The 18,762-nt window shown below is 52.5% G+C and carries 18 protein-coding genes, 3 tRNA genes and 1 pseudogene; 7 read left to right on the forward strand and 15 right to left on the reverse strand.

What is annotated here, in order from left to right; genetic code table 11:
• Positions 1-148 precede the first annotated feature (148 nt).
• On the forward strand, positions 149-1,027 hold the full coding sequence (locus QZH36_RS13130; protein WP_253460371.1) for a LysR family transcriptional regulator: 879 nt from the start codon (positions 149-151) through the stop codon (positions 1,025-1,027).
• A gap of 234 nt (positions 1,028-1,261) precedes the next feature.
• On the opposite strand, the gene QZH36_RS13135 is transcribed toward QZH36_RS13130, so the two are convergent.
• From QZH36_RS13135 to QZH36_RS13175, 8 genes are all read right to left on the reverse strand, one after another.
• On the reverse strand, positions 1,262-1,750 hold the full coding sequence (locus QZH36_RS13135; protein ID WP_301730550.1) for an Lrp/AsnC family transcriptional regulator: 489 nt from the start codon (positions 1,748-1,750) through the stop codon (positions 1,262-1,264).
• Positions 1,751-1,845: 95 nt separating this feature from the next.
• Positions 1,846-2,679, reverse strand: coding sequence for a GNAT family N-acetyltransferase (locus QZH36_RS13140; RefSeq protein WP_301730401.1), 834 nt, complete (start codon positions 2,677-2,679; stop codon positions 1,846-1,848).
• A gap of 614 nt (positions 2,680-3,293) precedes the next feature.
• Positions 3,294-3,953, reverse strand: a complete 660-nt coding sequence (locus QZH36_RS13150) for a DUF3313 domain-containing protein (RefSeq protein WP_301251012.1) — start codon at positions 3,951-3,953, stop codon at positions 3,294-3,296.
• Positions 3,954-4,262: 309 nt separating this feature from the next.
• Entirely contained in the window at positions 4,263-5,222 is a 960-nt protein-coding gene (gene cbl, locus QZH36_RS13155; protein ID WP_301730403.1) for an HTH-type transcriptional regulator Cbl, read from the reverse strand.
• A gap of 140 nt (positions 5,223-5,362) precedes the next feature.
• Positions 5,363-6,280, reverse strand: coding sequence for a nitrogen assimilation transcriptional regulator NAC (gene nac, locus QZH36_RS13160; protein ID WP_253460354.1), 918 nt, complete (start codon positions 6,278-6,280; stop codon positions 5,363-5,365).
• A gap of 317 nt (positions 6,281-6,597) precedes the next feature.
• Positions 6,598-7,611, reverse strand: a complete 1,014-nt coding sequence (locus QZH36_RS13165; protein ID WP_370734459.1) for an ABC transporter permease — start codon at positions 7,609-7,611, stop codon at positions 6,598-6,600.
• 26 nt (positions 7,612-7,637) lie between these two features.
• Entirely contained in the window at positions 7,638-9,122 is a 1,485-nt protein-coding gene (locus tag QZH36_RS13170; RefSeq protein WP_253460348.1) for a sugar ABC transporter ATP-binding protein, read from the reverse strand.
• 12 nt (positions 9,123-9,134) lie between these two features.
• Positions 9,135-10,052, reverse strand: coding sequence for a sugar ABC transporter substrate-binding protein (locus tag QZH36_RS13175; RefSeq protein WP_253460345.1), 918 nt, complete (start codon positions 10,050-10,052; stop codon positions 9,135-9,137).
• A 497-nt stretch (positions 10,053-10,549) separates the two neighbouring features.
• Here QZH36_RS13175 and QZH36_RS13180 point away from each other — a divergent pair.
• Positions 10,550-10,625, forward strand: a tRNA-Asn gene (locus QZH36_RS13180).
• A 380-nt stretch (positions 10,626-11,005) separates the two neighbouring features.
• On the opposite strand, the gene QZH36_RS13185 is transcribed toward QZH36_RS13180, so the two are convergent.
• The 4 genes and pseudogenes from QZH36_RS13185 to QZH36_RS13200 form a co-directional block, all read right to left on the reverse strand.
• Positions 11,006-11,338, reverse strand: a complete 333-nt coding sequence (locus QZH36_RS13185) for a type II toxin-antitoxin system PemK/MazF family toxin (RefSeq protein WP_301730405.1) — start codon at positions 11,336-11,338, stop codon at positions 11,006-11,008.
• On the reverse strand, positions 11,339-11,596 hold the full coding sequence (locus tag QZH36_RS13190; protein ID WP_253460339.1) for an AbrB/MazE/SpoVT family DNA-binding domain-containing protein: 258 nt from the start codon (positions 11,594-11,596) through the stop codon (positions 11,339-11,341).
• A gap of 336 nt (positions 11,597-11,932) precedes the next feature.
• A pseudogene (locus tag QZH36_RS13195) lies at positions 11,933-12,104 on the reverse strand (helix-turn-helix domain-containing protein).
• A gap of 214 nt (positions 12,105-12,318) precedes the next feature.
• A complete protein-coding gene (locus QZH36_RS13200) occupies positions 12,319-12,939 on the reverse strand; it encodes a hypothetical protein (RefSeq protein ID WP_301730406.1) in 621 nt (206 codons plus the stop codon).
• A gap of 287 nt (positions 12,940-13,226) precedes the next feature.
• Here QZH36_RS13200 and QZH36_RS13205 point away from each other — a divergent pair.
• Positions 13,227-13,302, forward strand: a tRNA-Asn gene (locus QZH36_RS13205).
• Between the two features lie 64 nt (positions 13,303-13,366).
• Here the strand turns inward: QZH36_RS13205 and QZH36_RS13210 are convergent.
• Positions 13,367-13,528 carry a hypothetical protein gene (locus tag QZH36_RS13210; protein ID WP_301730407.1) on the reverse strand — a complete coding sequence of 54 codons (162 nt, stop codon included), beginning with the start codon at positions 13,526-13,528 and terminating at the stop codon, positions 13,367-13,369.
• 385 nt (positions 13,529-13,913) lie between these two features.
• Between QZH36_RS13210 and QZH36_RS13215 the strand changes: the two genes are divergently transcribed.
• From QZH36_RS13215 to QZH36_RS13225, 3 genes are all read left to right on the forward strand, one after another.
• Complete coding sequence (locus tag QZH36_RS13215) at positions 13,914-14,348, forward strand: CesT family type III secretion system chaperone (RefSeq protein ID WP_301730408.1); 435 nt, start codon at positions 13,914-13,916, stop codon at positions 14,346-14,348.
• A complete protein-coding gene (locus QZH36_RS13220) occupies positions 14,345-15,304 on the forward strand; it encodes a hypothetical protein (RefSeq protein WP_301730409.1) in 960 nt (319 codons plus the stop codon). The genes QZH36_RS13215 and QZH36_RS13220 overlap by 4 nt, the downstream gene beginning before the upstream one ends.
• Before the next feature lie 434 nt (positions 15,305-15,738).
• Positions 15,739-15,814 (forward strand) — tRNA-Asn (locus QZH36_RS13225).
• A 104-nt stretch (positions 15,815-15,918) separates the two neighbouring features.
• Here QZH36_RS13225 and QZH36_RS13230 read toward each other — a convergent pair.
• Both QZH36_RS13230 and QZH36_RS13235 read right to left on the reverse strand, forming a co-directional pair.
• Positions 15,919-16,953 (reverse strand): NADP-dependent oxidoreductase, encoded by a 1,035-nt coding sequence (locus QZH36_RS13230; protein ID WP_445235129.1) that lies wholly within the window; start codon positions 16,951-16,953, stop codon positions 15,919-15,921.
• A gap of 189 nt (positions 16,954-17,142) precedes the next feature.
• A complete protein-coding gene (locus QZH36_RS13235) occupies positions 17,143-17,925 on the reverse strand; it encodes an SDR family NAD(P)-dependent oxidoreductase (RefSeq protein ID WP_253460305.1) in 783 nt (260 codons plus the stop codon).
• A 258-nt stretch (positions 17,926-18,183) separates the two neighbouring features.
• Between QZH36_RS13235 and QZH36_RS13240 the strand changes: the two genes are divergently transcribed.
• Positions 18,184-18,744, forward strand: coding sequence for a TetR/AcrR family transcriptional regulator (locus QZH36_RS13240; protein WP_301251160.1), 561 nt, complete (start codon positions 18,184-18,186; stop codon positions 18,742-18,744).
• Positions 18,745-18,762: the final 18 nt, after the last annotated feature.

Here is an 18,762-nt window from a genome sequence, read left to right on the forward strand (position 1 = left end):
CTCACGCGTAGAAATTAGCATCTCTATGATTAGCAAAATAAAAACAGTCTTATTTTGTAAATACCCCCCATCCAGAGCTTTCGTAAGTATGCTATATTTTTCATAAATTTACGCTAAGTTAACAGTTGTTAAACGATCTGGAGGTTTTATGTTTCTGTCATCTAATCTGAAATGCTTTATTGTGCTGGCGAAAGAGAAGTCATTAAAGAAGGCTTCTGAGATATTATTCGTTACCTCTTCCCCTATTTCTCGCCGGATAAAAATATTAGAAGACGAGCTGGGATTTAAATTATTTTCACGCACGGACCATGATTTCACCCTGACCAAAAAAGGGCTGGAACTCTACGATAAAATAATGCCGCATTACGATAAGATGACGGAACTGGAAGACTATTTTTCACGAAAAAGAACCAACGTTAATATTCGCCGTGGCCTGATGATTGGCGTAGAAAACCTCAATCCCTTTTTATTCAACCTGCTGGTAAAAACCCGCAAGAAGACCGAAAGCGTCTCTTATTGTTCCTGCGATACCAAAACTTCGGTGGAATCGCTGCTTTCCGGCGAGATCCACGGCGTTATTTCCCATCGGGAAATCAACGATAACGGGATCCTGTCGATGAATTTTTTCAGCGAGCCCGCCTGCTATCTCTATTCTAAAAAGTTCCCCGATTCGCAGCTTAGCGATATAAAAAACACGCCCGTCATCATTCCTACCAATGGCTTTTACGAACACTATGTGAAAAACGCGCACGCCAAAATCCTGACTATGTGTCCTACGGCGCAGGTTATTATCGTGGATGATATTTATGATTATATTTCGCTGATTGCCAATGGCGAAGCCGTTGGGCTAATCAGTGAATCAATGGTGTCATTTTATCAAAGCAAAATAAGCAATTTCAGTGAGTTAAGTTACAGAGTCGAAAAATCATTCCCGGAGCTTAAAACCTATATCTACTATCTGAAAGAACGTGAGTTCTCTTTGAAATATGCGTTAGACACCGTTGACGCCGCACAGGTAAATGCGTGATAACAGAGACAGGATGTCTCTTTTTTAACATTCTTACAGGCTGAGGGACAACGGGAAACGCATCGGGAAAAAACTTTTTCCTGATCTGGCGGGTAAAGCATGGCGCCAGAATTAATGACTGGTATCATCCGCGACGGTGAAAAGCGAACTATCCCTGGCGTATCGCCAACCAGGGAAAATAAGAAAGGATAACGCCCTTCATAACATTTTTGCCGTCATTATGTCCGACAGCCATCAGAACTCCATCGTTTGACGAAAGATAAGCGAACGCAGCGGCACGCTGCTTTTCAGGATCGGCGATTTAATAACAATGTAGCTAAAGTATTTATCTATCCCGATTTTAGCGTCCAGAACGCTTTCAATGACTTCCTGGTAATGTTCGATGCTGCGGGTAATAAAACGCAGCAGATAATCGTATCCACCGGTAATCAAATGACACGCCATCAGTTCGTCCACCTCCCGGAGCGCGTTTTCAAAACGCATAAAGTCTTCGCGCCGGTGTCCGGCCAGCGTAACCCCGGTGAAGACGGTAACGGAATCGGTAATTTTAGGTAAATTAACGTGCGCCTCGTAACCGGTAATAAACCCTGCCGTTTCCAGACGTTTTACCCGCTGTAGACAGGGACTGGGTGAAAGCCCGACAGCGTCGGCAAGGTTTACATGACTGATGCGACCGTCCTTTTGCAGCTGTACCAGAACAGGGATATGTAACGCCTCGCCGATATCCGGCTACTGGCGAAACACCGCTTACGCCGCCGGCTCCGCCACCAATGCCGCCCGGATAAGGCCGCGCTCCGGCTCTGATTGCTGGAGGATATTTATGCCATTGCCTGGCTCACCAGCGCGAACGCCCGCACGTCCTGCGGCTGCCAGGGGGTGCCTTTATACATGGTGATGGGCTCGTCAACCTGAACCATACCCAGGGCGACGAGCCATTCGCCCAGCCCGCAGGCGCTGTCGGTATCGATACGGACGAAGGCGCCTTCCAGACCGGCAAGCAGTTCGCTGACCAGTACTTTCGCCTGCTGTAGACTGGCACAGATAATAGGGCCGATAGCGAAGCCGTGCCCGAAGCGGCGTAGGCAGGCGAATCCCGCCGTTTGATCCTGCTCTTCCAGTACCAGAAAGCGGTCTGCGCTGGCAAAAAGCTCGGCGATCAGTGCCGGACGATGCTGCCCGTGCGCCCTGGTTTCCAGCTTGCTCAGCGCCGTCAGCTCTTCGCGGCGAGCGGGGCGCAAGCTTTGCGACGCCTGCGGTAGAACGCGTTCGCCCGGTGCCAGCGCGCGACATTGATGCTGAGCGATCGTTCCCGTGACCACAAACCCCAGCTTTTCATACAGCCCTTTGCCCATTTCCGTGGCGTGCAGGCGCAGCTGATGCCCTTCCAGCGCGGCCAGCGCCGTCTGCATAAGCTGTTTACCGATACCTTTGCCCTGCGCGCTGCCGGCGACGTTCACCAGACCAAGGGTGGCGTAGTCGCCCCAGCGCCAGTAAAGCACGGTGCCAATCAGCTCGCCGTTTTCCATCGCCGCCAGGCCTTCACCCAGCGCCAGCGCCTGCTGCCAGTCTTCACGGCGGTGCGGCCAATGTAACCGCTGCGTCAGGGCATAAGCGGCATCAAGATGCTGCTCGTTCATCGTTACTATGTTCATCCTTTTCTCCTTAAATCATGCCTGGCTGTTGCTGGCCGCTGCCGTCTGTCAGCCTGGCATAGCGGGACGGCGTGGGATCAACCACCGGCGCAGAATCGGTCGCTAAATCAGCGGCCAGTCGCCCGGCACCCGGTTCTCGCAGGAAAGGCGTCAGGCCCCGTTCCAGCCTGAGGTTTTTGCGCCTGGTTTTAAACGTGGGATAAAACTACCGCGCATAGCGCAGCCTTTGTACGGCACAGGTTAGGACGCTCAGCCATGTGCAACAGGAATTTATACTGTGGACGCGCGGCCATGTGCAACAGAGATTTATATTGTGGACGCGCGGCCATGTGCAACAGAGGTTTATACTGTGGACGCGCAGCCGTGCGCGGCGCAGGTTTATGCTGCGGGCGGAGATAACAGGGCTTAAGCGAGCCCAGAAAAATTATGATGTGGCCGGATAATGTCAGATATTGCACAACTACATTTTATGCGCTGAATAAGGGAAAGCTTATTTGGGGGCGATTATCGGGCCGCATCATGGCCCGATAATTTTCTCCGTTCATTTTTATAAATTTTCAAACATACTTTCCGACAGCGGTCAGGCCGTTGGCGCTTTACCGCCGCAAGCCTGGCTATGGCGTTGAGAACGTCGCCACATCCTTCACCATATCGTCAATAGCGCCCTTCACGTCCGCCGGGGTAATTGGCACAGTGCCGTTCGCCACGCTTTTACCGTATCCTTTACGGATAATTTTAATAACCGGCTTGCCGGTAGCAATATCAATCGCTTCCGCCTCGATAAATAGCTCGGCGTTCTGGCTGCGATGCCCGGTGGCGGCCATCGTGCCTGCTACCACGGCGGCGACCGGCACCACCTCATAAAACTGGAGATCTTTGTTTTCAGCGGTTACGGCAGTAATGGCCGTTTTCACTATCAGACCGCCAGGCTGAGGGGTGTCGACAATCTTCTTACGCCCGGCCAGCGCGCTTTTAAGACTGGATTCGGTATAGCTCCGGATTTGCTCCAGCGTGGCGGCAGAGACCCGACTGTTGGGTAACGCGCGAGGATAATAAGTAACAGGCGCAAAATAGAGGCTGGTATAACGATCTGACTGATAATCGGGCGCAATCCAGCGCAGCGTTTCATGCCCGCTTGCTGTGTTTACCGGTTTTATCTCTGCATAGTTTCCTAAAAAGCCGGAATATTGCGACTGCTCGGCGGTTTTGCTGGCACAGCCGGTCAATAAAATAGCGAGGAGAGCAAAAGGCAGCGTTCTTTTAGCAACAACCATACAACCCCCTGGTGGATAAACCTGCTTTACAGCATAGTCGTTCGCCGTTTATTTACTTGCTGTCAGTGTTAACTGTGCGATCGCCCCGCCGCTCTGCTTCCAATAACATGCTGTACGGCGATAGCGCGCCTGGCCAGGCGCGCTAAAGGCTATTACCACTATGGATCGCATCCAATGAATAAAACCCCACCATAAAAAATTTTTGCTGCACGACACCGAACGCAAGCTACCCAGGCCCAGGGGCAAAAACAAGGCAATATTGCCGGGCGAACGGCTTTCTTTGCTGTTCTTCGGGACGCCTCTGAAATTTTAAATCTGAAAATCCAGCACCGGTTCTACCGCGTCATGCGTGGAAAGCGCCTTGCGCTTGATCTCTTCCAGCGACAGGTTGGCGTTGCACAGTTCCAGAAACTGCCAGACGTAGTTGCGCTGTAGCTGCCCACGCTTCAGGCCCAGCCAGACGGTATTGGATTCAAACAGGTGTTTGGCTTCCAGCCGGGTCAGCGCGGCCTGCGCATCCAGCTGGCAGGCCTGATCCGCCAGCACGCCCACGCCCAGCCCAAGTTCGACATAGGTTTTTACCACGTCGGAATCCTGCGCGCTGAGCACGATATCCGGCGTCAGCCCGGCGGCATGAAAGGCGCGGTCAACGCGGGAACGGCCGGTAATGCCCTGGCGATAGGTAATTAAGGGATAGCGGCTGAGCGCCGCCAGCGAAACCGGCTGCTCCTGCTCCAGCGGATGCCCCTTTGGCACCAGCAGCGCATGATGCCAGCTGAACCAGGGAAAAGCCGCCAGCGACGGATTATTGACGACCTGTTCGCTGGCAATACCGATATCGGCTTCGCCCGCCATCAGCATGGCGACAATCTCCTGCGGCGTGCCCTGATTTAACTCCAGGCGAACACCGGGATAGAGCGCGCGAAACGCTTTGATCACCTTTGGCAGACTATAGCGCGCCTGGGTATGCGTGGTGGCGATGGTCAGCACGCCGCTGGATTCGTTGGTAAAGACATCGGCCAGACGGCGCACCTTTCCGGCTTCATCCAGGATGCGTTCAGCAATAGTCAGCAACGCCTTGCCTGGCTCGGTCATGCCGAGCAGCCGCTTGCCGCGACGGATAAAGATCTCCACGCCCAGCTCATCTTCCAGATCGCGTATATGGCGGCTGACCCCTGACTGGGAGGTAAAGAGCGTATTAGCCACTTCGGTCAGGTTAAACTCGCAGCGTGCCGCTTCCCGGATGATTTTAAGTTGCTGAAAATTCACGTGCGCCTCTCCCTCTGTTATCTGTTGGTTTCAGCCATGTTAATAAGGCACATTGATAGCAACAAATAATAAAAAGAGGTTTTATATGCTTTTTAGCGATATAGGAGTGAGGCGCGCCGACGCGCGCCCGCAGAAAGGCATTAGCTCACCAGCATCAGTTCACGCTCTTCAATCGTCGGTTTGTTGAGCAGCGACAGCAGGATATTTTTTACCGCCTGCGCAGAAGGAGAAAGCGGCGAGCGCGCCGAAACGTTCAGCGACAGCGGCAGGTTCAGCGTCGGGCTGTTGATGCGTGCCATCCAGGCATCGGTGGAGCTGACCAGCGCGCGCGCTGCGGATTCCGGCAGTACGGTGACACCCATGCCGCTGGAGACGGCGGCGGTCAGCGTGGCGATCGATTCAATTTCGCCGATAATGCGGGCGCTCAGGCGGCGCAGCGAAAACGCTTCGTCAACGCGTTTGCGCACGGCGCTGTAGTCGCGCGGCAGAAACAGGTTCATTTTGGCCACGTCGGCTAAATCGATGTTTTGTCCAGGGCAGTCGGTTGCGCCAACCAGATAAAGTTCTTCTTTCATCAACGGCAGGCTGGTGATGCCGGCGGACGGCGCGCGGTCGTAAAGTACGGCCATATCAAGCTGCCCATCCATCACTTTTTCGTTTAGCGATGCGCCGCTGTTTTCATGCAGGTAAACCAGCACTTCCGGAAACTGTTCGCGCACGGTTTGCAATAAAGGCATGGTCAGCGAAGAGGCGGCGGTTCCCGGCGCCAGACCGATCGAAACCTGACCGGTCAGCGTCTGCCCGGCGTTGATCACCGCCGTCTGCGCCTGTTCGCACTGCCGTAAAATGGTACGGGCATGGGCGTATAAAATCTTCCCGGCTTCCGTAGGCGTCACGCCGCGCTTGGTACGGATAAGCAGCTGCTGGTCCAGCTCGTTCTCCAGCGTGGCAACCTGCTGACTGAGCGCAGGCTGCGCAATATGCAGCACCTCTGCGGCCTGGGTCAGGCTGCCAATATCGACGATTTTTACAAAATATTTCAGTCGTCTTAAGTTCATTTTGCCTCCGTCACGGGACGCCATTGTTACTGGCGCTAAAAAATAAGTTTTCACTCTGGTGCGGGTTAAGAATTGCAAGTGACGTGCCAGAAACTTCCGGCTGCGCTTTCAGCCCATTTGTTTCAGGCTAAGCGCCGGTAAAATAAGAGAATCTGATTACCTCTAAAGGAGTAGCGCTTTTTTTTAATGCTTTCACCAACCGCTTGCCTGCACCGATGAGGTGCAAAATATGCTGTCAGGCTGTGCATGGTAACGTTTACATGGCATAAAAAAGCGGCGGCTGAGAGGAATACAGGGGCCGGCCTGGCTCCTGCCCGCTAGCGCTTTTTACGATTGCGGTACATATCCACTGAAACGGCGCTGACGATAATAATGCCTTTGATAATGTCCTGAACGTAGGCGTCCACGCCAACAAAGGTAAAGCCGCTCTTAATCAGCCCTAAAATCACCGCGCCGATCAGCGTACCTGTAATCCTCCCTACGCCACCCATCAGGCTGCTGCCGCCGATGACGGCGGCGGCAATCGCATCCAGCTCATAGGACATGCCCATGCTGGACTGGCCGCTGCTGACGCGCGCCGCCAGGACTACGCCAGCCAGGCCGGAAAGCCCGCCCGCGATGGTATAAACAATCACCAGGTATTTATTGACGTTAATCCCGGAAACTTTCGCCGAGGTCATATTGCCGCCAATGGCGTAAACGTACTTGCCATAACGGGTGTGTTTCAGCGCGATATGGAAAATGACCGCGACGACCAGGAAGATGACTACCGGCATTGCGCCCTGGCCGATGGCGGTAAAACTGTCGGAAAGGAAGCTGATCGGGTTGCCCTGCGTGTAGTATTGCGCCAGCCCGCGCGCGGAAACCATCATGCCCAGCGTGGCGATAAAGGGCGGAATACCGGTTTTAGTGATCAGCACGCCGTTCACCACCCCGCAAAGCAACCCCACGCCGACCCCGGCTACAATCGGCACCGCCGCAGGCATGTTGACCAGCGACGGGAACATCGGGGAAAGGCTGTCGGAGGTTTGCGCCAGGCTGGCCGCTACCACGGCGGTTAAAGCAATCACCGAGCCGGATGAGAGATCGATCCCCGTGGTAATAATCACCTGGGTCACACCGACCGCAATAATGCCGATAATGGCAACCTGCAAAATAATCAGCACCAGCCGGTTTGGATTAAGCAAAAACGATTGATCGCGCACGTACCAGCCTGCCGCTTCAAAAATCAGCGCGATGGCGACCATCACGATAAAAATGCCGGTATCCTTCGGCATCTTTCCCTTAAAACTGCTTAAAAACGTCGCCGAAGACGGCTGTTGGCCACTCATTTTTACGTCGCTCATGGTTTCAGCCCTTATTCAGACGCCAGTGACAAAATGGATTCCTGATCGGCCTCTTCTTTATTGAGGATGCCGGTGATGCGGCCGCCGTGCATGACCATCACCCGATCGCTCATGCCGAGTATTTCCGGCAGTTCAGAAGAAACCATGATGATGGCGACGCCGCGATTCGCCAGTTCGCTGATTAGCCGGTAAATTTCCGCTTTCGCGCCCACGTCGATGCCGCGCGTCGGCTCGTCCAGGATCAGGACTTTGGGCTGTGCCAGCAGCCAGCGGGCGATCAGCACCTTTTGCTGGTTGCCGCCGCTGAGGTTATTGATGATTTGATCCATAGTGGGCGTTTTGATGTTCAGCCGACGGATCTGCTCCATGCAGTCCTTCGCCATCTGGATATGGCTGACAAAGCCCGCGCGGCTGCTGTATTCCGGCATATTGACGATGCTCATGTTTTCCATCACCGACAGCACCAGAAACAGCCCGGACTTTTTCCGATCTTCAGTAAGAAAAGCCAGCCCCTTTTCTATCGCCGTGGCAGGCGAATCTATTTTTACCGGCACGCCGTCTATCAGAATTTCGCCGCCGTCGGGGCTGGTCATGCCAAACAGGCTTTCCATCACCTCGCTGCGGCCCGCGCCGACCAGCCCCGCCACGCCCAGAATTTCACCACGGCGCACGCCGAAGCTGATGTCATCAAACACGCCTTTACGCTGTAAATGACGTACCGTCAGCACCTCTTCGCCAATGGCCGTGTTGAACTTGGGAAAAAGCTGGGTCAGCTCGCGCCCGACCATCTGGGTAATCAGCGACTGCCGCGTATAGTCCGCCGTCGCGCTGCTACCGACCCAGGCACCGTCGCGAAATACGCTGACCTCATCGGTAATCGTAAAGATTTCATCCATTTTGTGGCTGATATAGATGATGGCTTTACCCTGCTCTCTGAGATCGCGAATGATAGCGAAAAGATGCGAAACCTCGGTTTCAGTCAGCGCGGAGGTTGGCTCATCCATGATCACCACATCCGCATTCCAGGATACGGCTTTAGCGATCTCTACCATTTGCTGTGAGGCGATGCTCAAATCGCCCACCAGATCGTCCGGCGCAAGGAGAATGTTCAGCTTGCTTAACAACTCGCGGGTCTGGCGATGAAGGCTGCCGTGATCGACAAAGCCATATTTCATCGGCTCGCGGCCCAGCCAGATGTTTTCCGCCACCGTCATATGAGGCACCAGGTTAAGCTCCTGGTGGATCATCGAAATGCCTGCGCGCAGCGCGCCCAGCGTGTCCTGAAACGCTACCGCCTCGCCCCTGACGCGGATTAAGCCTTCATCCGGGCGATAAATTCCTATCAGGCATTTCATCAGCGTGGATTTTCCCGCGCCGTTTTCGCCCATCAGCGCGTGTACGCTGCCGGGCCTGACCCGTAAAGAGACGTTGTTCAGTGCCTTTACGCCAGGAAAAAACTTGCTGATGCCTTCGGCTTCAAGCGCATATGCGGTCATGATGCACCCCGGCTATTTCTGGTTCAGGCTGGTAAACTTCGCCATGTTTTCTTTGGTGATCAGCTGGAAAGGGATATCGACGTTCGATTCCACGTTTTCACCTTTTGCCAGCTTCACCGCCGCCTGTACCGCCCCCTCGCCCTGGCCTTTTGCGTCCTGAAAAACGGTAGCGACCATTTTGCCGTTTTTGATCATTTGCAGCGCGTCCGGCGTGCCGTCAACCCCCGCCACCAGCACGTGGTCGCTGTTTTTTCCCAGCGCCTGAAGCGCGCCAATCGCCATTTCGTCGTTATTGGCAGCGATCGCCTGAATATCGTCGCCAGCGGTGAGCCAGTTACTGACCACATCTACCGCATCGTTACGCATAAACTTCGCGGTCTGCTCCTGAACGATTTTTAAACCAGGATATTTCGCAACAATCTCTTTCACGCCTTTGGTACGTTCACGCGTCGATTCATTGGCCAGATCGCCTAACAGGATGGCGACGTTGCCTTTGTAATTCATTTGTTTAGCCAGCGCTTCCATCTGCAAACGCCCCGCCAGCTGCGAGTTGGAGCCAACATAGGCCATTTTGCCCGTCAGTTCGGCTGCGGGACGGCGGTTAATAAAAATCAGCGGGATGCCCGCCTTGCTGGCCTGATCCATAATCGGTTTAACCGCGTTGGTGTCGACCGGATTGACGATAATGGCGTCCACGCCCTGCCCGATAAAGTTCTGCACCTGCTGTAGCTGCTGGGAAACATCGTTTTTGGCGTCTTCTACCTGCCCTTTAACGTTTTCTTTTTGAAGTTCTTTTTGCATAGAATTGCGAACGATGGTGAGGAAGTTGTCGTCAAACAGCGCCATTGAGACACCCATCTGGAGATCTTTTGCCAGCGCGACAGCAGGCAGCGAACAGACTAACAGTAACCCTGCAACGAATTTTTTCATGATAGAGCCCTTATGTGATTAGCTTGTGCGGCTGGCTGGACCTCGAATGAAAGATATTTTTTACATTCACACAACTTCACCGGTGCCTGGATAACATTTTTAAGTGGTGAAAAAGCAATGTCTTAGTCAGATTGCTCCTGGTTATTAACAATATTTATCAAAAGCTTAATTTAGTTTTTCAGTCTTTATCGCTTCGACATATAGCGGCCGACTGACTGATCAGTGCAATTATTCCATAATTAACATTTTTGAAACTTTTTACATAAAAGCACCGAAACGCACGTTTTAAAAACGGCAAACAACAAAATTTTGACACACCTCTAACATCAGCAAGGCATTCGCCGTAAAGTGCGATCTGGCGCAAGAGATTGAATTTTGCCCGAACGGGCGAGAAACAGAGCGGGTTGCTGATTTTGCGGCCGAACGCGCGGGAAAATGGCATTCGACCTTTGACACGCCCGGACGCGGCCGTTACTATGCGCCCCATCGAAACCGATTCCTCTGTAGTTCAGTCGGTAGAACGGCGGACTGTTAATCCGTATGTCACTGGTTCGAGTCCAGTCAGAGGAGCCATATTTATGTTGTCATGCATCTTCACGAATCTTTATATTATTAAGATTCAACAAGCTAGCGTGAAAACCTCCCCGATGCATTTTCATTCCCCCTCTGCATTGGGCAAGATTTGGGGTCATTTCAGTTTTACTATGGAGTGACCGCCCAGTGTTTCTGAACGTCACTAAAATCCACAGCTTTAAGCCTCTGATAACTCCATTACGCTGACCGATTCTCATCTCCTGTATTTGCTTGTCGATTCAGGCGGTTAAAACCTCTGGTATTTCAAATATCGCTTTAACCGAAAGGATCTTCCCTTGCTCTGGATGCATATTCGCAAGCCTCGCAAAAACGAGGGCGCTGTATGTGACAGCGCCCTCGTTCAGGTGGCCTAAAAAACATTAGCTCAAAATGGCCTCCAGGCGGGCCAGCACTTCATTCACAACGACGTCAGGTATACATTCCAGCCGCTTACCATTTCGGGCCACCATATCAATGGTTCTGGGCTGGTCGCAGCGGATCACGCCCGTCGTTTTTGTTCCCGCCTCGTCCAGTGAAACGGTAAAACCGGCTGTTCGAGCAAAGTTTCCGCCGTGGGTAACGGGAACAATAACGGGTAGCCGGGTCAGCTTGTTAAACGATGCCTTCGATACGATCAGTACCGGACGTTGTCCACTTTGCTCGTGGCCGGCAATCGGATCCAGTGAAACAAGCCAGATTTCCCCTCTGTCCATTTACAGGATCTCCTTGCCCATCGCAGGCGCATCAATCCATTCACGATCCTCTTCGCTCATTTCGGCGTGCGGATCGCACTGCGCCAGCAGCTCCTCAAGCGAATAACGGGGCCGTTTTTGGGGTTCAATAATCAGGCAGCCATTATCAATGGTCATACCTACTTCGCTGTCCGTCGACAGCGCCAGCGTTTTCAGCACGGCAGGAGGAACCGCCAACATGACGGATCCGCCGACCTTTTTCAGGCGAGTGGTATACATAGAACACCTCCGGATATTATATTTTAATATAACATCCAGGGCAGGCGATGCACAATTATTCATCAGATTCATTGTGATTTCCTTAGCGTAAGAAAGCCTTAACCCATCGAAGGACAGAGCCGGTAGTCTTCAAAGCGGCATTGCCGGTAAAACGGCAAGCATCCTGATACATCAGGCGTTTCTTTCAGATCCTAAAGCATGCCATGCAGAGAGGAGCTTAATGCGCGACAAAGAGGGCCGATAATAGAAAACTGTTTTTTCGGTGCAAAGATTTATTACGAATCGGATAAACAAAATGCGGCATATCTTCCGTATTCAGGCTGCGCCGGAGGGTTATCAGTGATAGCACGAAGGCCGTTTTTTCAGGCGCAGGCCCAGCACTTCCGCTATCAGCTTTTCGCCGTGGGCCAGCGCTGGTTAAGAGCGTTGGACAGCGTGGAGGACGCCAGCCCAGCGTTACGGGAAACTGCCGCCAGCGACCTCTCCCTTTTTTCAACGACGCAATAATATCGGCAGGATAGCAGTCGGTTGCGTCATGCGGTCACCTTATTGATAAACATCACACCGTCGGCAGTGCGTATCTAACGCGTTGATTTAAGTTCGGCGGAAAAAAACCAAAGCAGCTCACCGAAAACCCGTTCTGCTACAGAGTAATTTATCAATTTTAGACAACCCTGAGGTTGGCACCTTAGCTGCGCCGTCTTTTTACGCGCTGCGTTTTTTCAGCAAGGTCTGATAATTAAACAGGCGGCACCCCAGGCGCCCTCGCTGCCTTCATCATGGATATCGGAAATAATCTGTTCGACCCGATAACGATCGGAGATATTCTCGCTGACATAGGTTTCTACGCGTTCGAATTTATTAAGCACTTTCTGCGCCCCGCTGAGCAATTCGCCATCCGCTGCCGAATAATAGTAAGCAAATACGCCAAATTTTATGGATGAGGCGTCGCGGTTAATAGAAAGCACTGAGGTTATCCTTTCAATATCGTGATACCAGCCCGACGGGCCGCCCGGCTGGTTTTTGACTTCGATTACCGCTCGCGGCTGGGCTTTGCCCCACCACAGCAGGAGATCGAAACGGCCGCTCAAACGCGCCTTAACCGGTTTTGGCCCCGGCGCTATCGCGCCCGCGTGATCCATTGAGCTAAGCCCATTGCTTTCAAGCGTCACGAATTTAGCGCCCGGCATGTCGCTTAGCGCTTTGGCAATATAGGTAGTGAGCATATATTCCGCAGCCGTCCAGACCCAGTATCCGCCGGACATTTGACGATAATCTTTATGCGCTTTTTCTATACCTGAAATGATAGCGCCACTAATTGCTTCAGTTGAAACGGCAGCCATTTGGTGATCCTTATAAAAAAAGATAAGCCTATACCTCAGGGCTGCTTTCTATGGCCTTAATAACGTTAATTATTAATCTTAGTTCGGAGCTTAAAGATAAACCTTCACAGGGAATTTTGTCATGATGCTTGTTCTTTAGCCGGGCGCTGTGTTTTTTTATTCCTTTTTGGCGCCTCAAACGGTGAACTTCTTTTTTTGCCTATATTTGAATCAGTCGCATCCAAAAATCACATTTCCCCTTTGATAGTCTGCTGCGTCTTCGCTATGATTCGCCCTGTTTCAACAATTCCTCTGTAGTTCAGTCGGTAGAACGGCGGACTGTTAATCCGTATGTCACTGGTTCGAGTCCAGTCAGAGGAGCCATATTAGAGAAGCCCGCTTAAGGAAACTTAAGCGGGCTTTTTGCTTATCGACCTTGTTCTGTCATTTACTCTTTACCTGTCGGCGTTGCGTTTTCATCAATTTTGGTTTCGCCCTGATTATGCAGTGCTTCGGGTAAAAACTCTGCGCCCTGGCTCAGCAGGGTGCCGTGCCAAAAGGCTGCCGGTAAAGTGCTGACTGCATGGCGCTGCCGCCAAAGATTAAGCATTCTCTCGTTAGCCGATTGGTAGCGAGTTTGCAGACTGGATGATTTATAAACCTGGTTTTGCGCGCAGTATGCCGCTTTTAAATGAATTTATACTGTTCAGTGTTATTCATCCCAATATCCTTCTGGCAAGTGGCCGTTCATGGGACTGTATCCGGCAGTGAAGCTACCAGAGATTTAACCGGCAAACGGGCAGAGACAGGCCAGATAATTCCCCGTTATCAACTCGACTATTTTAACCCCATCACATCTGCTCGCAATTGTTCCACAGCGTAAGGAACCAGGCGGTTTTTCTGTTCACTTACTCTTCCTTACTTTGCAGTGAAGTCGGATCGGCCTGCCCTTGCCGTGCCGGTTTGCTACCTGAGACAAATAAAAAGGAAGATTTATGTCAACATCCTTTAGTAGTGCTCTTATTCCCTTGTTCAATTACCTCAAGCTAACGCCTGAGATGCGGGGCGATGAAGAAGCCTTTGAGTTAGTGATGTGGTCAGATTTATCGCTGCGGCTTTTGCATTATCCCGGTAACCACATCACCTTTAGCTGCCTGCTTCCTTTCAGGACGGCTAATGACATTACCACTGAGCTTCTCTGGGAACTCCTGCAGGCAAATTTGATGAACGAAGAGTTCCCTCCCATTGTGCTGGCGGCTTCGGCAAACAGTGACGAGCTAGTGATATGGTCGCGTTTGCCGATGAACACGGCAGATCCTCAGGCCCTGATTGCCCTGTACGAAAATATGGCTTTTTATACTCATACGCTGGGACAGCGTCTGGGCATCATCAGCCAGCACCTTCCTGATGAAGTCGGAGTCGGATTATGATGCGTATATTTTCTTCTGGCAGCAGCCGCCAGACTCAGCAGAGCCAGCCCGCTCATCAGAGCCTCAGCGCGACACAAATGCAGGCATCCGGCCCCTTTCAGCATCAGGTCAGGGTGGTTTCACCACAGACGCTGCAAAGCATGGATCTGGCGGCGCAAGTCCAACAGGAAGTGCGTACGCAATTAGGGCGTGGTGGTAATCAGTGGTTGCCGCTTGTGGCCGATAAGGGAGAGAGTGCGATGCGCGGTATCATGGCCGTGCGCGCTGCGGACCGCTTTAGTCATGAAGCCAGTGAACGCTTTACACAACGGTTTCCTGACGCGGCGACCGGCCTGGATCGTGCTTATGCGAGTGGACACAGCGCCCTGAGAGTGCAAGGAGGACATTGTCAGGAATTTGCCGATCTGGCCTACACGCAAGTGGCGGCCAGAGGAGCCAATAAGCCCGTGTTTAATACTCTCTACAATAATGACCACGTCCTGGTGCTGTTAGGAGACAAACGTCAGGAAGATCCGGTAGTGCTTGATGCCTGGCAACATCTGCCGATTGTAACCACGCTGGAGAACAGCAAACTCGATCCAGGCAGGCTTGACGTTATCCAGCAGCGAAACGATCCCCGCCCCGATCCGCACGCCCAGTGGGCGCTGCGCCATGTACGTACCATGCCAATGGCGGAGATCGAGGATATATTAACCTCGACTACCTATCCGCCAGTGGGGAAAAAATTTGTCAAACATATGGTAGAAAGTGCGCGGGCGAAGGAACCTGGACGTTATGACGTACGCTCGCTGGCGAAAGATCCCAGTACCCGCTTCACTGACGATCCCGCCCGGGCGGCGAAACCTTTTGACGTCATGTCTGCGTCATCCCTATCCAGTACCCGACGAACTATTGAGAAATATGAACAGGCTGCAGCCGCCGATCCCGGGGGTTATGGCAAGGCAAAGCGTTTCTGAATACGGCATCGGTGACCGGCGCTTTACGCCTGCGTAAGTGCGCCTGAACCCGGCCTCTTCTGAGTGAAAAATTTACTTGTTAGCCAGCGATTTACGACATACCTGTAGCAACCCGTTCCGTGCTTTTTTAAGACTTATTGTTATCTCGCCTACAGAAAACCGGACGTCAGCTGATTATGTCGAAAATATTTTTCACGGGATGTCTCATATTCAACTCTATATTGAACAACGCTATAAGAATTGCCTTATGGCACAAGGCAGTAGCATGGCAGAAGAAATGGGTTTGGTGTTATCTCAAGATCAGCGATGAGGAACACCTTCTAACCTGAGGAAATTTCAACAAAATGCTGATTTATTCAGCAGCCGGTTAAAAAGGTGCAATCAGGCTTTGACATCCCTCTGCCCTCTGGATATTATGCGCCCGTTCCAACAATTCCTCTGTAGTTCAGTCGGTAGAACGGCGGACTGTTAATCCGTATGTCACTGGTTCGAGTCCAGTCAGAGGAGCCAGATTAGAGAAGCCCGCTTAAAGAAATTTAAGCGGGCTTTTTGCGTTTGTGCCGTCAGGTATTCTGCGCGAAGGGAATGGACTGGCGGCGGCCCTTGTTCATTCTTTAACGGCCGGCCGCTGGTTCGGTATCTGAAGGCGCCTGCATCGTAACCACCACCTTCCCTTTTGCATGTCCCTGGCCAAGCCAGGCCAGCGCCTTCTTTGTTTCAGCAAAGGAAAATACTTTGTCGATCGTTGGTTTGATTTGTTCAGCCTCTATTAGCTTGCCAATTTGGGTCAGCTGCTCCCCCTCCGGGCGAACAAAAAGAAAAGAATAGGTCAGACGTCGTTTTTTGGTGAGGCGCGTGATTTTTCGGCTCATCATTTTCATCACAAAAGTCAGAAAAAAGTTTACCCCTCTGTCCCGTGCGAAGGCGGCATCTAAAGGCCCGACGAGAGAAATAATCTGTCCTCCAGGCTTAAGGATCTGCACGGATTTTTCAATCGTATCGCCTTTGAGGGTGCCCAGAACGATATCGTAGCTGCTTAAAACGTTTTCAAACTTTTCTTGTTTATAATCTATCACTTTATCGGCGCCAAGCTGACTAACCCACCCGACGTTAGCCGTGCTGGTAGTCGTGGCCGTCGTGGCGCCCAGGTGCTTAGCCAGCTGGATAGCAAAGGTGCCAATGCCTCCCGAGCCTGCCGGAATGAAAATCTTCTGGCCCGGCCGCAGTCTGCCCCGCTCCGTCAGCGCCTGCCAGGCCGTGAGGCTTACCATCGGCAGCGACGCCGCCTGCACGAAATCGAGATTTGCGGGTTTTAAGGCGGCTGCACTTTCAGGCACGGCTGCAAATTCGGCAAGAGAGCCTGTTCCACTGTCGAACAGGCTGGCAAAAACTTCATCGCCTGGCCTGAAGCGAGTGACCTGCTTGCCCACCGCAATAACTACGCCAGACAAGTCGCTCCCCAATATTCCCGGAAGTTTAAAATGCAGAACCGGCTTAAATATTCCAGTGGGGATCATATTATCTATGGGGTTCAGCCCCACCGCGTAAATTTTTACCAGAATTTCATTGGCGTTGATCGCTGGATAATCGACTTTTTCGAACCCCAGCTCAGGATGTTTGCCATAGCGTTTAAACGTGAAGGCTTTCATCGTTTTATTCATTTATTATTTACCTGCAACGGCCGGTTGCGAAAATATTCTTTCTTATCAAGCTAAGGCTATTTCGGCTTTGCCGGGTAATTTCGCCGGCGCACGGCTTTTCCGTGAAAAGAAAAAGACCCTGCGCCGACAAAACAACTCAAGGGATATTGCCTCGTCCTGCTGGCTCCCTCGCTTTGGCTAAAGCGCTTTATATCGCTCCGCCGCTTCCGCCTGTCTGATATCCGCCATCAGAGCCTGACGGGCAGCATCAAGGGCATCCCAGCGTGCCGCATTATGTAAAGGCGGAATGGTGACAAGTTCCCGACGGTCAAAGCCAACCAGCGCGGCATCGACCAGCTCGCCCACTTCCATCATTTGGGGCAAAGTGCGGGTATCAATGCCTGTCCGCTGCCAGATTTCCGTATAGGTTCCGGCAGGAAGCACCGCCTGCACGTAAATGCCTTTGGAAGAGAGCTCGTGATCCATCCCCTGCGATAAAAAGAGAACAAAGGCTTTGGTCGCGCCATAAACCGACATGCCAAATTCAGGGGCCAGGCCGACAACGGAGCCGATGTTGACGATCGCGCCTTCACCAGCTTCAACAAAGCGTGCCGCTGCCGCCCTCGCCAGTCGCGTCAGCGCCGTTATGTTAAGCGCGATAAGCCGCTCGATCGCATCAGGCTGCTGGCCGATAAAGTTACCCGACTGGCCGACGCCCGCGTTATTGATAAGAATACCGATCCGCGCGTCATCACGCAGACGAGCTTCGACAGCCGTTAAATCCTCTGCCTGGGTGAGATCGGCAGGCAGAACGTCGACGGAAATCCCCCTTTCATGACGCAAACGTTCTGCAAGGCTATCCAGTTTTGTCTTGTCGCGAGCGACCAGCACAAGGTTGTGGCCCCGTGAGGCGAACCGTTCCGCGTATACAGCACCAATCCCTGTAGAAGCGCCGGTAATAAGAACTGTCGATTGGGTCATAAGTTATTCTTCTCTGTTAAAAAATAAATGAGAGCGGCGCCAGGCGATACAGACAGAATCGGGCGCTGGCAAGGTTATGCGTTAGCGGCGCCATCGAGGCCCACAGGGGGGAAACAGGTGCTGGCGCTTCCCCTGCCAATAAACGTCCGATGACGCAAATTAATGATGGTGATCGTAATCTAAAAAGTCAATCAGTTTGATTACGCCCATCATCAATGTATACTGAGCGTGGAAATGACAGGTGGAAAGGGTAAACCGATGAAGGTGTCGAAAGAGCAGGTTCGTGAAAACCGCAGGCGCATTGTCGAAACGGCTTCGGAGCTGTTTCGCGAGCGGGGTTACGACGGTGTGGGCGTTGCGGAGCTGATGTCAGCCGCCGGTTTAACCCACGGTGGGTTCTACAAGCACTTTGGTTCCAAAGCTGATTTGATGGCAGAGGCGCTGGGCTGCGGTTTTGCGCGCTCCGCCGAGAATGCTTCAGGCGCCGGTCGGGAACAATTTGTTGAACACTATCTGTCACGGCAGCATCGGGATGCGATGGGAAAAGGGTGTGCGATTTCGGCGCTGGCGGCCGATACGGCGCGTCAGCCTGAATCAATTAAGGCAGTATTTGCGGCGGGTATTGAAAACCATCTGGCCCGTTTAGCGCATGAAGAGCAGGCAAGCGCCGAAACCCGTGCCGACCTGCTTGCTACCCTTGCACAGCTTGTCGGCGCGCTGGTGCTGTCACGTGCCTGCCCTGATGATTCTGCTCTGGCCGATGAGATTCTGGCTGTTAGCCGCTCGCGTATTCTCGGTCAGGAAGACGAGGCGAAATAAGGTTTCGATTTAAAAAAG

Origin of the sequence: Erwinia wuhanensis (genome assembly GCF_030484085.1) — a bacterium.
GTDB classification, from domain to species: domain Bacteria; phylum Pseudomonadota; class Gammaproteobacteria; order Enterobacterales; family Enterobacteriaceae; genus Erwinia; species Erwinia aeris.

What these genes read in the sequence shown, in the direction of transcription:
- QZH36_RS13175 (WP_253460345.1), bottom strand. Translation starts at nt 10,052, where the DNA reads ATGAAAAAATTCGTTGCAGGGTTACTGTTAGTCTGTTCGCTGCCTGCT.
- QZH36_RS13140 (WP_301730401.1), bottom strand. Translation starts at nt 2,679, where the DNA reads ATGAACATAGTAACGATGAACGAGCAGCATCTTGATGCCGCTTATGCC.
- QZH36_RS13215 (WP_301730408.1), top strand. Translation starts at nt 13,914, where the DNA reads ATGTCAACATCCTTTAGTAGTGCTCTTATTCCCTTGTTCAATTACCTC.
- QZH36_RS13220 (WP_301730409.1), top strand. Translation starts at nt 14,345, where the DNA reads ATGATGCGTATATTTTCTTCTGGCAGCAGCCGCCAGACTCAGCAGAGC.
- QZH36_RS13230 (WP_445235129.1), bottom strand. Translation starts at nt 16,953, where the DNA reads ATGAAAGCCTTCACGTTTAAACGCTATGGCAAACATCCTGAGCTGGGG.
- QZH36_RS13185 (WP_301730405.1), bottom strand. Translation starts at nt 11,338, where the DNA reads ATGGACAGAGGGGAAATCTGGCTTGTTTCACTGGATCCGATTGCCGGC.
- nac (WP_253460354.1), bottom strand. Translation starts at nt 6,280, where the DNA reads ATGAACTTAAGACGACTGAAATATTTTGTAAAAATCGTCGATATTGGC.
- QZH36_RS13150 (WP_301251012.1), bottom strand. Translation starts at nt 3,953, where the DNA reads ATGGTTGTTGCTAAAAGAACGCTGCCTTTTGCTCTCCTCGCTATTTTA.
- QZH36_RS13240 (WP_301251160.1), top strand. Translation starts at nt 18,184, where the DNA reads ATGAAGGTGTCGAAAGAGCAGGTTCGTGAAAACCGCAGGCGCATTGTC.
- QZH36_RS13235 (WP_253460305.1), bottom strand. Translation starts at nt 17,925, where the DNA reads ATGACCCAATCGACAGTTCTTATTACCGGCGCTTCTACAGGGATTGGT.
- QZH36_RS13200 (WP_301730406.1), bottom strand. Translation starts at nt 12,939, where the DNA reads ATGGCTGCCGTTTCAACTGAAGCAATTAGTGGCGCTATCATTTCAGGT.
- QZH36_RS13165 (WP_370734459.1), bottom strand. Translation starts at nt 7,611, where the DNA reads ATGAGTGGCCAACAGCCGTCTTCGGCGACGTTTTTAAGCAGTTTTAAG.
- QZH36_RS13190 (WP_253460339.1), bottom strand. Translation starts at nt 11,596, where the DNA reads ATGTATACCACTCGCCTGAAAAAGGTCGGCGGATCCGTCATGTTGGCG.
- QZH36_RS13170 (WP_253460348.1), bottom strand. Translation starts at nt 9,122, where the DNA reads ATGACCGCATATGCGCTTGAAGCCGAAGGCATCAGCAAGTTTTTTCCT.
- QZH36_RS13210 (WP_301730407.1), bottom strand. Translation starts at nt 13,528, where the DNA reads ATGCTTAATCTTTGGCGGCAGCGCCATGCAGTCAGCACTTTACCGGCA.
- QZH36_RS13130 (WP_253460371.1), top strand. Translation starts at nt 149, where the DNA reads ATGTTTCTGTCATCTAATCTGAAATGCTTTATTGTGCTGGCGAAAGAG.